The sequence below is a fragment of the Rhizobium sp. BK098 genome (assembly GCF_014193155.1).
GTDB lineage: Bacteria > Pseudomonadota > Alphaproteobacteria > Rhizobiales > Rhizobiaceae > Rhizobium.
In genome coordinates this window covers 295,032-309,327 of record NZ_JACHYY010000007.1, presented here as the reverse complement: position 1 = coordinate 309,327, position 14,296 = coordinate 295,032, and the positions used below count along the sequence as shown (strand labels likewise).

Here is a 14,296-nt window from a genome sequence, read left to right as displayed (position 1 = left end):
CATGGCCTTCTCTTGACCTCAGACGACGCCGCCGAGGCAGACATATTTGATTTCGGTGAATTCCTCGATGCCGTAGCGTGAACCTTCGCGGCCGAGGCCGGAGAGCTTGACGCCGCCGAAGGGCGCTTCGGCCGTCGAGATCAGGCCGGTATTGACGCCAACCATGCCGTATTCCAGGGCTTCGGCAACGCGGAAGACGCGCGCGAGATCCTTGGCATAGAAATAGGAGGCAAGGCCGAACTCGGTGTCGTTAGCCTGGGCGATGACGTCGGCCTCATCCTTGAAGCGGAAGAGGGGCGCTACCGGCCCGAAGGTCTCTTCTTTGGCAACGGCCATGGAAGGGGTCACGTCGGCAAGCACGGTCGCCTCATAAAAGCGTCCGCCGAGCTGATGGCGATGACCGCCGGCGACGACCCGGCCACCCTTGGACAGCGCATCGGCAACATGCTCCTCGACCTTGGCAAGCGCCGCCTCGTCGATCAGCGGGCCGAGATTGATGCCCTCGTCAAAGCCATTGCCTGTTTTCAGCGAGCCGACAGCTTTGGAGAGTTTCTCGGCAAAGGCATCATAGGCGCCCTCCTGCACGTAGAGCCTGTTCGCGCAGACGCAGGTCTGGCCATTGTTTCGGAACTTGGCGATCAGTGCGCCCTCGACGGCGGCATCGAGATCGGCATCGTCGAACACGATGAAGGGTGCGTTGCCCCCAAGCTCAAGACCGAGTTTCTTGATGGTCGGTGCGCTCTGCTTATAGAGCTCGGCGCCCACTTCGGTCGAGCCGGTGAAGGTGAGCTTGCGCACGACCGGGCTTGCGGTCATCTCGCCGCCGATGGCACGGGCCGAGCCTGTGAGAACACTGAAGAGGCCCTTCGGCAGGCCGGCGCGTTCGGCAAGGATCGCAATGGCAATCGCCGAAAAAGGCGTCTGCGAGGCGGGCTTCAGCACCATGGCGCAGCCGGCGGCAAAGGCCGGACCGGCCTTGCGGGTTATCATCGCATTCGGGAAGTTCCAGGGCGTGATCGCCGCGACCACGCCAATCGGCTGCTTCATGACCAGAATGCGTTTGTCCTTCTGGTGGCCGGGAATGATGTCGCCATAGACGCGGCGGGCCTCTTCGGCAAACCATTCGATGAAGCTTGCGCCATAGGCGATCTCGCCTTTGGCTTCGGGCAGGGGCTTGCCCTGTTCCGCCGTCAGGATGCGTCCAAGATCGTCCTGGTTTTCCATCATCAGCTCGAACCAGCGGCGCAAGATGCCGGAGCGTTCCTTGGCGGTGCGGGTGGCCCATTCCTTCTGCGTGGCTTCGGCTGCGGCAATCGCCTTTTTGGTCTCGGCAGCGCCCAGATTGGGAACCAGGCCGATGATTTCGCCCGTCGCGGGATTGTCGACCTTGATCGCATTGGATGGATCGGCTTCGATCCACTCGCCGCCGACCAATGCGGCCTGCCGGAACAATGTTGCGTCTTTCAATTTCATGACTGCCTCCTCGCGCTTGCGAACGTTGATGAGGAGCGGGCGTTTTTCACCCGCTCTCAAGGGTAACGCTTACGGCGCGATAATCGGCTGTGCCTTCAGGTCAGGCTCACCCACTTCCGCACCGGCAAACAGGCTACCATGTTCGAACCAGGATTTGGGAGCGGGTGCGCCCCAAAGTGTCTGGCGCTGCGGATCCTTGAGGTCCCATTTGATCGGCTCCAGATCGGGATCGACGGTCTGATAGTCCGAGCAGTAGATCTCGATGCGGTGGCCATCCGGATCGAGGATATAGAGGAAGAAGGCGTTGGAGATGCCGTGGCGTCCCGGACCGCGCTCGATATTGGCAACCCAACCGGTGGTCGCCATCAGGTCGAGCAGGTCGATGATGTTGAGCGGCGTCGGCACCCAGAAGGCAGTGTGGTGCAGGCGCGGACCACGGCCATTGGTGAAGGCGATGTCGTGGACGCCGCCCTTGCGGTGCGTCCACGCGGCCCAGAGGCGGCCGGTTTCCTCGTCCTCGGTATATTCGGTCACGCGGAAGCCGAGCTCATTATAGAAGGTGACACTTTCGTCGACATTGGTCGAGAAGCAGTTGAAGTGGTCGATACGCAGCGGCTTCACGCCCTTGTAGAGAGCGTATTTCTGATGGATCGGCGGCAGGCGGTCCATCTTCGAATAGAATTCAAGCGGGATGCCGTGCGGGTCGCGGGTGCGGAATGTCCGGGCCTGATAGGGGCGCTCGACCCATTCAACCGGCAGGTCCTTGCCCTTGAAGAAATGCGCCGCCTTGTCGAGGTCCTCGTCACTGAACACCTTGAAGCCGAGGTCGCGGGCTTCCGCCTTGTCGGATTTCTTGAGCACGATGCAGTGATGCCCGCGCTCTTCCATCGCACGCAGGTAGATCGCGTCGGCCGTCTCATCCGTCACCTGCAGGCCGAGCGTGTCGACATAGAAGGCGCGGGACTTGGCAAGATCGATGACGCCGAATTCGATATGGCTGAGGCGCACGATGTTGAAGGGCGGATAGAGATTAGGTTTCGGCAGGGGCATTTGTTCCTCCTCTTATGCGTACTTATAGATATTGGCGGCTCAGCCGCCGAGTTTCTGGATCGCGTGCGGCTTGGTGGCGAAGGCGACGTTCTTGGTTTCCATGTAGAAATCGAAGGACCAGTCGCCGCCGTCGCGGCCGATGCCGGAGCTCTTGACCCCGCCGAAGGGCGTGGGCAGGTGACGGACGTTTTCCGAATTGACCCAGATCATGCCGGCTTCGAGGTGATCGGTGAAACGGAAGGCGCGGGTGACGTCCGACGTCCAGAGATAGCCGGTGAGGCCGTACTGGACATCGTTGGCAAGCGCCAGCGCATCGGCTTCGTCCTTGAAGGGGATCGCGGTCAGTACCGGCCCGAAGATCTCTTCCTGCGCGATGCGCATCTGGTTGTTGGCGCCGGTGAACAGCGTGGGCGAGACGTAGCAACCGCCGCCTGGGCCGTTGACCTTCTCGCCGCCAGCGGCCAGCGTCGCACCTTCCGAACGACCGATCTGAATATACTCCAGCACCTTCTTTTCATGCACGGGATGGACGAGCGGGCCGACGACCGTTTCCGGATCAAGGGGATGGCCGACCTTGATGCGTTTCGCCTTCTCGGCGACGATCGCGGTGAATTTGTCGTAGACACTTTCTTCGACCAGCAGGCGCGAGGACGAGGTGCAGCGCTCGCCGTTCAGCGAGTAGATCATGAAGACGGCGGCATCGGCGGCGCGCTCGAGATCGGCATCGGCAAAGACGATGACCGGGTTCTTGCCGCCGAGCTCGAAATGCACGCGCTTCAGCGTATCTGCGCCCTGCTTCATGATCATCGAACCGGTGCGGCTTTCGCCGACGAAGCCGATCGCCTTGATCAAGGGATGTTCCGTCAACGCGCGACCGGCATCCTCGCCGAAACCGTTGACGAGGTTCCACACACCCTTCGGCAGACCTGCTTCCTCGGCAATCTCCACTAGCAGGCGGGCCGTCAGTGGTGAGAATTCGGCTGGCTTGTGGACGATCGTGCATCCGGCGGCAAGCGCCGGCGCGATCTTCCAGGTCGACAGCATGAAAGGGGTGTTCCAGGGCGTGATGATGCCGACCGGCCCGATCGGCACGCGGGTCGTCAGGTTCACCTGGCCCTCGGCGCGCAATGCCTTGCCATCACGGGCTTCCGGCGCGCGGTCGGCGAAGAAGCGGAAGTTTTCCGCGCCGCGCAGAGCGGCCTTCGCCATAAACTTCAGTGATTGTCCTGTGTCCATGCACTCGACGAAGGCGATCTTTTCGGCGCGTGCGACGATTGCGTCGGCGATCTTATGCAGGAGCTTCTTGCGCGCTTCACCCGGCATCGCAGCCCACTCGGCGAAGGCAGCTTTTGCGGCCTTTGCCGCGCGGTCGATATCGGCAGCCTTGCCGCGCGCAACGGTGGCAAGCGGCTTCAGATCGACAGGCGAGATGGTCTCGAAAGTCGAACCGTCGTCAGCGCGCGTATCCTCGCCATTGATGCGGTTCAGTACGCCGCTATCCTTGAACCGGGCCAGATAGGTTTCGGCCTTCGCGATGTTTTCCTGCAATTTGGACATCGTCTCTTCCCTTGATGTTGCGTCGTCCCGCGAGGGGAGTGTTTTACTTGCCGCGCAGCCGCGGATGGATGGCGTTCTTCTTCCAACTCAGCTCCGCATCGATTTCGCGGATTTCCAGCGAAAGGGCGAAATGCGGGGTGTCGAAGAGCGGGCCGAGAGCGTCGATGGCCGCGGCGAAGATTGCTTCGCCGGTGCGTTTCTTTTCCTCATCCGTGCGGCCCTTGCCGATGCGGAAGTTCAGATCGACGAAGGCGTTTTCGGGTAGCTTGTCGGCGATGGCGTAATGCTCGGCGCGAAAGGCGCGCACCCGCACGGCACCAATCTCGAAAAGGCCGGTCTCCAGAACCGTCTTCAGCAGCCGCTCACAGAGTGCGCCGATATCGGCGCGACCCTCCAGATTGGCCGAATATTCGATGGCGAGATGCGGCATCAAGTCCTCCCAAGACTTTAATTACTTAACACGTTAATAAATATCTCGCGGATGTCAAGCGACAAAGTCGAGCTGTCTTGCCATCTGCAGACTTTCATGGACGTAACGCGACAGACGTTCGACATTGTCCGGAATTTCCGGACGTTCCGCGAGCCATCCAATATATGTAAGGTTCCTCAGCACCATGAATAGGGGCAGGGCCACCAGAGCCGCTTCGGAGAGTGCTCGCCGGCTGCGATAGCCTGATATCAGCGCTTGCTCGATCACCGGATAGGCGGGTTCGTTGCGGTTCTTGAGCAGGGTGGTCGCAAGATCGAACAGGCGGAAGCCGTGTCCCGCATCGTCGAAATCGATGAAGGCGACATTGCTGTCGGTTCCCGTCAGAAAGATGTTTTCTCGCACGAGATCGGCATGGATCAGCCCATAGTCGAGGCTTTGGCTATCCGCGTTCGCGAGCAGTCGGCGCAGCTGGTGGCGCAATGCCGACAGGGCGATAGTGCTCTCGGGTGAAAGGCCGCGACAATCCCAGAAGCGGCCCCAGAGCGGCGTTTCGCCGACCAGCCCATCGATGTCCCAAACCGGGCGGTGAAAATGTTCCGGTGGTTCCCACACATCGGCAAGCTCGTGCATGATGGCCATGTTTTGCCCGATGCGGAAGAAGATTGCTTCCTGCATCTCAACAGATTGCGATAGCGGCACGCCACTTTGGCCAAGCGGCACACCATCGATCCAACTCACCACATCGGCATGCTGTTCGGCAAAATGTCTGTTGGCCGGCAGTCGGACGAGGCTCTGCTTTCTGCTTGTCGGCACAGGGCCTGGCACATCGAGGCCGCCGAGCTTGAGGGCGGCCATGAAGTGCAGCTCCGAGCGCAGGCTCGTCTCGTCATGGTAGCCCGGGCGATGCAGCCGGAGCGCGGCGAACTGGCCGTCTTCCAACGTGATGCGGAAGACGGCGTTTTCCCGATATTTCATCAGGACAGGCTCGTGATCCCGAACAGGCCAATGGTCGAGGGCTTCTAGCGCTCGTTTCTGGAGCGCGTCACGGATGGTCTGTGGCAACGGGCCGGCCATATTGCCTCACAGGCCAGTCAATACGTCGTTGAAAATCGACAACATGAAGTCGGCATTTTCCCTGGTGAACGGCATGGGCGGGCGGATCTTCGTGGCGCACTGGTGAATGCCGATCTTGCCCATCAGCACGCCGCATTCGCGCATGGTGTTGATGATGCGTGTCGCCTCGGCAGTGGCCGGCTCCTTCGTTTGCCTGTCCAGAACGAATTCCGTGCCCATGAAGAGGCCGCTGCCGCGCACATCGCCGATGATCGAGTGTTTCTCGGCCAGCCGCTGGAAGGCATGGCGGGTATATTCGCCGACGTTGCGGGCATTTTCGATGAGGTTCTCGTCGTCGATGACGTCGAGCACGGCCATGGCTGCCGCGCAGGAGACTGGATTGCCGCCGAAGGTATTGAAGTAGCGGAACGCCTTGCGGAAGGCATTTATCGTGTCGACATTCGCGATGACGCCGCCCACCGGATGCCCGTTCGCCATCGGCTTGCCGAGTGTCACGATATCCGGAACGATGCCGGCGCGCTGATGGCCCCACATGTGCGAGCCTGTGCGGCCAAAGCCGGGCTGTACTTCGTCGGTAATCACAAGGCCGCCCGCCTTGCGGACAGCAGCAACCGTTTTGTCGAGAAAGCCCCGCGGCAGATCCGGAAAGCCTTCATTGGCGAAGAACGGATCGATGATGATGGCCGAAAAGCCATGCGGGGTATCCTCCAGCGAGGCGATCGCTTTTTCGACTTCTGCCGCGAAGGCCGTGGCAAAGGCATCTCCGCCTTCACCGCCGAGTGGACGATAGCTGTCCGGCGCGGGCACGTGCCGGACATGGCCGCCGAAGCCGCCGACCGGCGGCATGCGGGTCGACAGCTGCGACACTGCCGCCGTGTTGCCGTGATAGGTGTGGTTCGTGGCGATGACGCCGGTTTTGCCGGTTATGGCCTGCGCCATGCGCAGGGCCACGTCGTTTGCCTCGCTACCGGTACAGGTCAGGATCGCGGCATTCAGGCTCTTGTCGAAGGTTGCCGTCAGCCGCTCCACATAGTCGAGAATGCCTTCATGCAGATAGCGCGTATGCGTGTTCAACATCGAGGCCTGCCGCGCGATCGCCTCGACCACGCGCGGATGACAATGGCCGACATGCGGCACATTGTTGTAGCAATCGAGATACTTACGCCCGTCGGCATCCCAGAGCCAGACGCCTTCGCCGCGCACGAGATGCACCGGCTCGTCATAGAAGAGCGACATGTTCCGGCCCAAAAGCCGTTCGCGGCGCGCGATGAGGGTTGCATTGTCGGACATGATCAGCCCTTTGCAGCGGTGAGGCCGGCATCGAGCGCGGTCAGGATCGTCTGGACATTCGTAGCCGTCACGATCAGAGGCGGTGACAGGATGACATTGGCACCGGAGGTGCGGACCATCACGCCGGCATCATAAGTCGCGTCATGGACTTTCTGGACGGTATCCTTGGCCGCCGCGCTCTTCTTCGCCCGGTCACTGACGAGCTCGAGGGCGCACATCAGGCCCTTGCCTCTGATGTCGCCAACCAGTTCATGCTTCTCCTCCAGCCTCTTCAGTCCGGCAAGCAGCTCTTCACCGCGGGCAGCGGCATTGGCGGCGACGTCGAGCCGTTTGGTTTCTTTCAGTGTCGCAAGCGCTGCAGCCGCACCGACCGGGTGGCCGGAATAGGTGTAGCCGTGGCCGATATTGCCAACAGAGTTCTTGTTGCTCTCGAATGCCTCGGCGACCTTGTCGGAAATCATCACGGCGCCAAAGGGGAAATAGCCGTTGGTAATCGCCTTGGCAGTCGACATCATATCCGGTTTGACGCCCCAGAGGCGCGATCCGGTCCAGGCGCCCGTGCGGCCGAAAGCGGTGATCACCTCGTCGGCGATCAAAAGGATGCCGTGCCGGTCACAGATCTCGCGCATCAGCGGCAGGAAGGTCTCGTGCGGGACGATGACGCCGCCGGCGCCGAGTACTGGCTCGACGATCAGGGCTGCGATCGTATCGGCGCCCTGGAAAGCGATCTCTTCCTCGAAGAGCCTGCCAATGGCAGCCGCGATCTCCGCGCCATCGGTGGTGTTGAATGGATTGCGATAGGTGAAGGGTGCGGGGAGGTGGATGACGCCGGGCAGCAGCGGCTCATAATTGCGGCGGAAATTCTGGTTGCCGTTGACGGAGGCGCCACCGAAATGCGTGCCGTGATAGCCCTTCTTCAGCGCGATGAACTTGGTGCGCTCGGGCTGGCCATTGACCTTGTGGAATTGGCGCGCCAGCCGCAGGCAGGTCTCGACCGAGTCCGAACCGCCAGAGGTGAAGAAGGAGCGGCTGAGGCCATCCGGCTTGAACCATTCGGCAAGCTCGTAGGACAGTTCGATCAGCGGCGAATTCGTCGTGCCGCGGAAGGTCGAATAATAGGGCAGTTCGTCGAGTTGATCGCGGATCGCCTTCTTTACCGGCTCGCAGGAATAGCCGAGATTGACGTTCCAGAGGCCGCCGACTGCGTCCAGTACCTTCCTGCCCTGGATGTCGACGATCTCAACGCCTTCGCCGGAGTTGATGATGCGCGGCGGGTTGGCCTGCATCTCGGCCGGATGGGCCATCGGATGCCACAGATGGCGTGCATTGTTTTCGATGATGAAATTGGTCTCACGCATGTCAAATTCCTCTTGGTTCAGAGCCCCAGCATGGCAAGTGCGCGGGCATAGCTTTCGGCAGGGCGGGTCACGTCGAAATGCACGTGAGGCAGGCTCACGGCTTCGGCGCCCTCGATGTTCTTCTTCTGGTCGTCAACGAAGACGCAGGCTTCGCGCGGCAAGTCGAGCTCGGAAAGAACGAGTTCGTAGGCGCGGGGATCGGGCTTCAGGATTTTCGTGTAGGTGGCATCGACAATGACGTCGAAAAGCTCGATCAGCGGAAAACGCTGGCGGAACTCGACGCCATAGAAAAGGTCGAGTTCGTTCGACAAGATCGCCAACTTCAGGCCGGCCTCCTTGGTACGCAGGATGGCCTCGCGCGCTTCCGGGCGCAGGACAAGCTCCGGCTCGGCGCCGCGCGCCCGGCGCACGAAGGTCTGCATGTCGGTCCAGTTTTCGCCGACCATCTTACCCACCTCGGCCGTGCGTTTGAGCCAATAGTCGCGTTCGGTGATCTCGCGGTTCTGCATCGCGACCCAGAGCGGATCCGTGGTCGTGTCGAACGGCCCTAGCCAGGTCAGCGATCCCTTCGGAAGGCCAAGCGTGCGCTCGGTGATGTCGTGCGTCTCGAACAGCGTACGAGTGACCACACCGCCGAAATCGAGAATGAGGGCGCGATCGACGGTCATCGACGTCCCTCCGGAATAACGCCTTCGGCCACCCATTGATCGAAGATGGCGAGTGCTGCAGCGGAGAAGGCCGGCTCATTGATATGGGCATCGACCTCCTGCAGGGTGACGCTGGACGGAATCGCACGACGCATCTCGTCGATAAAGGCGTCTAGCCCTTCCGGATCATGCAGCGGCTCTTCCGGCTTGTCCCATTCCTGCAATCCTTCGGTCGGCAGCAGGAAGGCGACCTTCGCTTCGGCGCGCCGCAGTTTTTCTCCGATCACACGGGCAACTTCCCGCCGCCCTTCCGGCGATATCGTTACCGACCCGATCAACCTGTTATGGGCGTGATAGGGACGGTCGGCAAAGATTGCAGGCAGCTCCTGCCATGCCTGAATATCGACCATGTCGACGGCGCCGGGGGCGACGATCTGCGGAATGCCGGCGCGTCCTGCATTTTCGAGCCGGTCCGGCCCGGAGGTGACGACGCTGCTGTAATGATGATTGCTGACTTCCTGGATGCAGAAATCGAAGACGGCGGCAAAGTCGCCCTTGGCGGCGATCGCCTCATAGGCACGGCCGCCCATGCCGGTGGAATGGAAGACCGCAACGTCGTAGCCGCGCTTTTCCAGCTCGGGCCGCAGATATTTCATATATTTCAGGCAGGACGAGCCGAGCGACGTCATGCCGACGAGCGGGCGTGTCCGGTCGGGCCTCGTTCCGTGTTTCGCTGCGCCGACGACGGCGCCGCAGGCCTGCGAGAGCACCGAACTGCAGATGCTGTTGAGGCCATAGAGACCGCCGGCCCAGAGGATCATCATCAGGTCGGGCGCTATGCGTTCGGGCGGGATCAGATGCGAATAGGCGATTGTGGAAACCACGAACTTCGGGATGCCGAGCGGCAGAACGGCGGCGACATCGAGGGCCAAATCCGTGCCCATGGAGCCGCCGAGCACGATGATGCCATCGACGAGACCATTCTCGTATAGGCGGAGGGTCAGTGCCGATGCGCCTTTTGCCATGGCTGCCATGGCGCTGTTTTCGTCACCGCTTTCGGCAATGGCCTCGATGGTTGTCGCGGCGGCCTTGGCAATGTCATGTCTGGAATAATCCGGAGTGTATGGCGGGTCGCCGAGAATGCTGACATCCATCATAACAGGCTGGCCGCCGGCTTGCCTGATGACGGACGCCATGAATTGCAGTTCGTCGGATTTGGTGTCACCGGTTCCGATGACGAGTATCCTTGGTGAGGGAGCCGCAGGGCTCATCAATCTGTCCTCCTGATGTTTGCAATGGTTCCCATGGGTCTTTCCGATCCATAATATTTTTCTGAGATTGCATTGGCGGCGGCGATGGCCTGCGCGCCGAATTCATGAATGGCCGTCGTCGTCGTGCGCGAGAGCGGTGCCGCGATGGCGACGCAGCCGATCGGCCGGCCGTTGGGCGCTCGTATGGGCGCAGCGGTGCTGATGACACCGGCCTCAAGCCCCTGATGGCTGATCGAGAAGCCCCGCCCTCTCGTCTCATCGAGCAGGCCGCGAAGCAACTCCGGATCGACGACTGTATGTTCGGTGAATTTCTCGAACGGTTTCTTCAGCGCGTTGTCGATCTCTGCTGCCGGGCAAAAGGCCAGAAAGGCAAGACCGGATGCGGTGGCATGAAAGGGCAGGAGGCTACCGACATCAACGATAATGCGGTGCGCTCGATTTGAGTCTTCGACATGGATGGTCGAAAGCTGCCCGCCGGAAAATTCCGAGAGATGCACCGTCTCTGTCGATGATTCTGCGAGCGCCTTGATGAAGGGGATGGCGACCCGCAGGAAGGGAAAGCGCGCTTCGCGAATGCGCGCAAGGCGAACCGGCGCGGATCCGATGCGATAGCGGCGCGTATCCTGATCCTGCTCCACGAAGCCGTGCTTTTCCAGCTCCACCAGAAAGCGTCGTGCCGTCGCCTTGTCCAGCGCGCACAGGCGAGCGATGTCGGTCAGACCCGCCTCCTTGTCCAGCCGTGACAGGGTGTCCAGCAATGCCAGCGCCTTTCCGATCGTGCTCATGGTTCCTCCTCTTGGGTTGGTCAGCTGCTGATTCTGTGCGTCCAGCCGGGGCTTGCGTCAAATCAGCCTGTTGACCCAGCGCCGCGGCACGATAGCAGCGACCCAAGATACTTAACATGCGAAATAACTTGACAGAGGCCGGCAATGTTTGCAAGTCTATATTTGAAGCTTAGGTTCAAATAATGAACCATAAGCGCTGATGGCGGCAAAATCAACAAAAGCATAACCCCCGCTCGTCAGTCCGGTTTTGATGGAGGTCGCTAGTGCGCAATCGCAGCGATGATCGGATACTCTCAACAAGGGGAACGAACGCAAATGAGTACACCAAATTCACAAGGCACGGCTGAGAACCAGCTGCGCAAAAACAGTCTCGGCGTGGGTGCCGTGACCTTCCTGGTGGTTTCGGCCGCAGCGCCGTTGACGGCGGTTGCCGGTGGCGTGCCGCTATCGATGATGCTCGGCAATGGGCCGGGCATCCCGCTCACCTTCCTGCTGGTAACGGGTATTCTGCTTCTATTCGCGGTCGGCTATGTCGCCATGGCCCGCCATATAAGAAATGCTGGCGCCTTTTATGCCTACACGGCACAGGGTCTCGGTGGTCTCATGGGCGGTGCGGCCGCGCTGATCGCCATCCTTGCTTATAATGCCATGCAGGTCGGCGTCCTCGGCCTCTTCGGTGCCGCGACCAAGGGCTTCTTTGCCGAGCAACTTGGGCTGGACCTGCCCTGGTGGGTCTGGAGCTTCGTTGGTATCGCCTTCGTTGCCGTTTTCGGCTACCGTCGCGTCGATCTTTCGGCCAAGGTGCTGACGGTGCTGGTCATTCTGGAATATCTCGTCGTCCTCGTCATCGACGCCGCGATCTTCGCCAAGGGTGGCGACAGCGGCCTGTCCGCCGTGCCTTTCACACCCACAGCCTTCTGGAGCGGAACGCCGGCCATCGGCCTCCTGTTCTGCTTTGCCGCCTTTATCGGTTTCGAAGCAACGACCATCTACAGCGAAGAAGCGCGCGAGCCGGAAAAGACCGTACCGCGTGCGACCTATATCTCCGTTCTCATCATCGGCCTCTTCTATATGCTGACCTCCTGGCTGATGGTGACGGGCGCCGGCGCTGACAAGCTCGTGCCGACCCTGCAGGGCCTTGCCGATCCCACGACCTTCCTCTTCGGCCTTGCCGAGCGTTATGTCGGCCACTGGATTACCGTCGTAATGAGCGTTCTCTTCATCACCAGCCTGTTTGCCGGCATCCTTGCGTTCCATAATGGCGTGGCGCGCTACATGTATGTCGCCGGTCGCGAGGGCCTGCTGCCGAAGTCGGTCGGCGTCACGCATCCGGTCTTCCAGAGCCCGCATGTCGGCTCGATCATCCAGACGGTTATCGCCGTGCTTGTGATCGCACTCTTTGCTGTGACAGGTCAGGATCCGGTGCTCGCGCTCTTCTCCTGGCTCACCAATGTTGCCACGCTGGCAATCATTCTGCTGATGGCTTTCACGGCCTTTTCGATCGTGGTGTTCTTCAGCCGCAATCCGGGGCTTGAACGCAATATCCTGGCGATCAAGGTGCTGCCAGTCGTGACTGGACTGATCCTTCTGGCTCTCGTCTACTATATCTCTGCGAACTTCGGCGCGATTGCCGGTGCCAATGGTGTGCTTGCCGTCGTCCTGCCGGGCCTTGTGCTGATCGCAGGTATCATCGGCCTTATCGCTGCGGCTCGCCTGAAATCGTCGGATGCGGCAGGCTATGCCCGTCTCGGTGCCGGTCAGGAAGCCTGAAGCAATTCCAATCGTGGTGGCGGGAAAACCCGCCACCCTTTTTGTGAGAGAATGAGATGCAGGACAAGATCGACCAGCTCCGGACATTATCCGTTTCACCACAGGCATTGTTCATCGGCGGCGTATGGCGCCAGCCGGTCAGCGGTGCTGCGATGGACGTCATTTCGCCGATCAATGGCACGCGGCTGACCACGATTGCCGATGCCGGCACCGAAGATGTCGATTTGGCCGTCAAGGCCGCGCGTCGTGTCTTCGAAAAGGGCAGCTGGTCGAAGGCGGCGCCGGCCGAACGCAAGAAGGTGCTGCTGAAAATTGCCGAACTGATCGAGAAGAATGCGCTCCAACTGGCCGTGCTCGGGGTACGCGACAACGGCACGGAAATCTCGATGGCGCTGAAGGCCGAGCCTGGCAGCGCCGCCGGCACATTCCGTTACTATGCCGAGGCGATCGACAAGGTCTATGGCGAAATCGCTCCGACGGCTGAGAACATACTCGGGCTCGTCCATCGCGAAGCTATCGGCGTCGTTGCCGCCATCGTGCCGTGGAACTTCCCGATGATGATCGGCGCCTGGAAGATTGCGCCGGCGCTCGCCGCGGGCAATTCCGTCGTGCTGAAGCCCGCCGAAGGCGCGTCGCTGACGCTGCTGAGGCTTGCCGAAATTTGCGCCGAAGCCGGATTGCCCGAAGGCGTGCTCAACGTCGTGACCGGTCGCGGTGCGGTGTGCGGCGAAGCATTGGGGCTGCACATGGATATCGATGTGCTGGCCTTCACCGGTTCCGGCCCCGTCGGGCGGCGGCTCTTGGAATATTCGGCACGCTCCAACCTAAAGCGCGTCTATCTAGAGCTTGGCGGCAAGTCCCCGAACATCGTCTTTGCCGATGCGCCGGATCTCGATCAGGCGGCCAAGGTTTCTGCCTATGGCATTTTTCGCAATTCCGGCCAGGTCTGTGTCGCCGGCTCCCGGCTGCTTGTGGAGAAATCGATCCATGAGGCCTTTTCCGAGAAAGTCATCCGCATCGCCGAGGCCATGAAGGTCGGAGATCCACTGCAGTTGACGACCGACGCAGGGGCCATTTCCAGCGAGATCCAGCTGAAGAAGGATCTCGGCTATATCTCGCAGGCGCTATCGGAGGGTGCATCGCTGCGCACCGGTGGTTTGCGTATTCTTGAGGAGACGGGCGGTTATTACATGCGGCCGGCGGTGTTCGACGTGACGCCGTCGATGACCCTGGCGCGCGAAGAGGTCTTCGGCCCGATCCTGTCGATCATCTCCTTCCAAACGGAAGCGGAAGCACTTGAGATCGCCAATAGCACGGAATATGGCCTTGCCTCCGCCGTCTGGACCTCGAACCTGTCGCGCGCCCATCGGATGGTGCGGGGAATCCGCGCCGGCGTCGTGCATGTCAACACCTATGGCGGCGCCGATAACAGCGTGCCGCTTGGCGGCGTCAGGCAATCGGGTAACGGACACGACAAGTCGTTGCATGCGCTCGACAAATACGTCGATCTGAAGACGGCATGGATCCAGCTCTAACAGCTATTTTCGCATGCAAACAGGGTGCCGCCTCGTCGCCGGCACCCTGCTTTATT

At 60.9% G+C, this 14,296-nt stretch carries 12 protein-coding genes; 2 read left to right on the top strand and 10 right to left on the bottom strand.

All coding sequences use genetic code 11. The annotated features are described in order from the left end of the window. Nucleotides 1–18 precede the first annotated feature (18 nt). From gabD to FHT73_RS19770, 10 genes are all read right to left on the bottom strand, one after another. Entirely contained in the window at nt 19–1,473 is a 1,455-nt protein-coding gene (gene gabD, locus FHT73_RS19815) for an NADP-dependent succinate-semialdehyde dehydrogenase (protein ID WP_183714096.1), read from the bottom strand. A 69-nt stretch (nt 1,474–1,542) separates the two neighbouring features. After that, a complete protein-coding gene (gene hpaD / locus FHT73_RS19810; protein WP_112398501.1) occupies nt 1,543–2,523 on the bottom strand; it encodes a 3,4-dihydroxyphenylacetate 2,3-dioxygenase in 981 nt (326 codons plus the stop codon). A gap of 39 nt (nt 2,524–2,562) precedes the next feature. Further along, entirely contained in the window at nt 2,563–4,080 is a 1,518-nt protein-coding gene (gene hpaE, locus FHT73_RS19805; protein WP_183714093.1) for a 5-carboxymethyl-2-hydroxymuconate semialdehyde dehydrogenase, read from the bottom strand. 43 nt (nt 4,081–4,123) lie between these two features. Further along, nucleotides 4,124–4,510 carry a 5-carboxymethyl-2-hydroxymuconate Delta-isomerase gene (locus tag FHT73_RS19800; protein ID WP_183714090.1) on the bottom strand — a complete coding sequence of 129 codons (387 nt, stop codon included), beginning with the start codon at nt 4,508–4,510 and terminating at the stop codon, nt 4,124–4,126. 54 nt (nt 4,511–4,564) lie between these two features. Beyond that, the gene (locus FHT73_RS19795) at nt 4,565–5,584 is read right to left on the bottom strand and encodes a homoserine kinase (protein ID WP_183714087.1); all 1,020 of its coding nucleotides are present in this window, start codon (nt 5,582–5,584) and stop codon (nt 4,565–4,567) included. A gap of 6 nt (nt 5,585–5,590) precedes the next feature. Then, nucleotides 5,591–6,874, bottom strand: coding sequence for an aspartate aminotransferase family protein (locus FHT73_RS19790; RefSeq protein WP_183714084.1), 1,284 nt, complete (start codon nt 6,872–6,874; stop codon nt 5,591–5,593). 2 nt (nt 6,875–6,876) lie between these two features. Continuing rightward, complete coding sequence (locus FHT73_RS19785) at nt 6,877–8,232, bottom strand: aspartate aminotransferase family protein (RefSeq protein WP_183714082.1); 1,356 nt, start codon at nt 8,230–8,232, stop codon at nt 6,877–6,879. 17 nt (nt 8,233–8,249) lie between these two features. Beyond that, complete coding sequence (locus FHT73_RS19780; RefSeq protein WP_112603946.1) at nt 8,250–8,900, bottom strand: HAD-IA family hydrolase; 651 nt, start codon at nt 8,898–8,900, stop codon at nt 8,250–8,252. Further along, complete coding sequence (locus tag FHT73_RS19775) at nt 8,897–10,150, bottom strand: Tm-1-like ATP-binding domain-containing protein (protein WP_183714079.1); 1,254 nt, start codon at nt 10,148–10,150, stop codon at nt 8,897–8,899. Before FHT73_RS19775 ends, FHT73_RS19780 begins: the two co-directional genes overlap by 4 nt. Further along, nucleotides 10,150–10,935, bottom strand: a complete 786-nt coding sequence (locus FHT73_RS19770; RefSeq protein WP_183714076.1) for an IclR family transcriptional regulator — start codon at nt 10,933–10,935, stop codon at nt 10,150–10,152. The genes FHT73_RS19775 and FHT73_RS19770 overlap by 1 nt, the downstream gene beginning before the upstream one ends. A gap of 315 nt (nt 10,936–11,250) precedes the next feature. On the opposite strand from FHT73_RS19770, the gene FHT73_RS19765 reads away from it, so the two are divergent. Continuing rightward, entirely contained in the window at nt 11,251–12,705 is a 1,455-nt protein-coding gene (locus FHT73_RS19765; RefSeq protein ID WP_183714074.1) for an APC family permease, read from the top strand. A gap of 56 nt (nt 12,706–12,761) precedes the next feature. Further along, nucleotides 12,762–14,240 (top strand): aldehyde dehydrogenase, encoded by a 1,479-nt coding sequence (locus tag FHT73_RS19760; RefSeq protein ID WP_183714071.1) that lies wholly within the window; start codon nt 12,762–12,764, stop codon nt 14,238–14,240. The last annotated feature ends 56 nt before the right edge of the window (nt 14,241–14,296 follow it).

Bases quoted from the DNA above. Each gene is read 5' to 3' on its own strand.
- gabD (WP_183714096.1), bottom strand. From the start codon at position 1,473: ATGAAATTGAAAGACGCAACATTGTTCCGGCAGGCCGCATTGGTCGGC.
- hpaD (WP_112398501.1), bottom strand. From the start codon at position 2,523: ATGCCCCTGCCGAAACCTAATCTCTATCCGCCCTTCAACATCGTGCGC.
- hpaE (WP_183714093.1), bottom strand. From the start codon at position 4,080: ATGTCCAAATTGCAGGAAAACATCGCGAAGGCCGAAACCTATCTGGCC.
- FHT73_RS19800 (WP_183714090.1), bottom strand. From the start codon at position 4,510: ATGCCGCATCTCGCCATCGAATATTCGGCCAATCTGGAGGGTCGCGCC.
- FHT73_RS19795 (WP_183714087.1), bottom strand. From the start codon at position 5,584: ATGGCCGGCCCGTTGCCACAGACCATCCGTGACGCGCTCCAGAAACGA.
- FHT73_RS19790 (WP_183714084.1), bottom strand. From the start codon at position 6,874: ATGTCCGACAATGCAACCCTCATCGCGCGCCGCGAACGGCTTTTGGGC.
- FHT73_RS19785 (WP_183714082.1), bottom strand. From the start codon at position 8,232: ATGCGTGAGACCAATTTCATCATCGAAAACAATGCACGCCATCTGTGG.
- FHT73_RS19780 (WP_112603946.1), bottom strand. From the start codon at position 8,900: ATGACCGTCGATCGCGCCCTCATTCTCGATTTCGGCGGTGTGGTCACT.
- FHT73_RS19775 (WP_183714079.1), bottom strand. From the start codon at position 10,150: ATGAGCCCTGCGGCTCCCTCACCAAGGATACTCGTCATCGGAACCGGT.
- FHT73_RS19770 (WP_183714076.1), bottom strand. From the start codon at position 10,935: ATGAGCACGATCGGAAAGGCGCTGGCATTGCTGGACACCCTGTCACGG.
- FHT73_RS19765 (WP_183714074.1), top strand. From the start codon at position 11,251: ATGAGTACACCAAATTCACAAGGCACGGCTGAGAACCAGCTGCGCAAA.
- FHT73_RS19760 (WP_183714071.1), top strand. From the start codon at position 12,762: ATGCAGGACAAGATCGACCAGCTCCGGACATTATCCGTTTCACCACAG.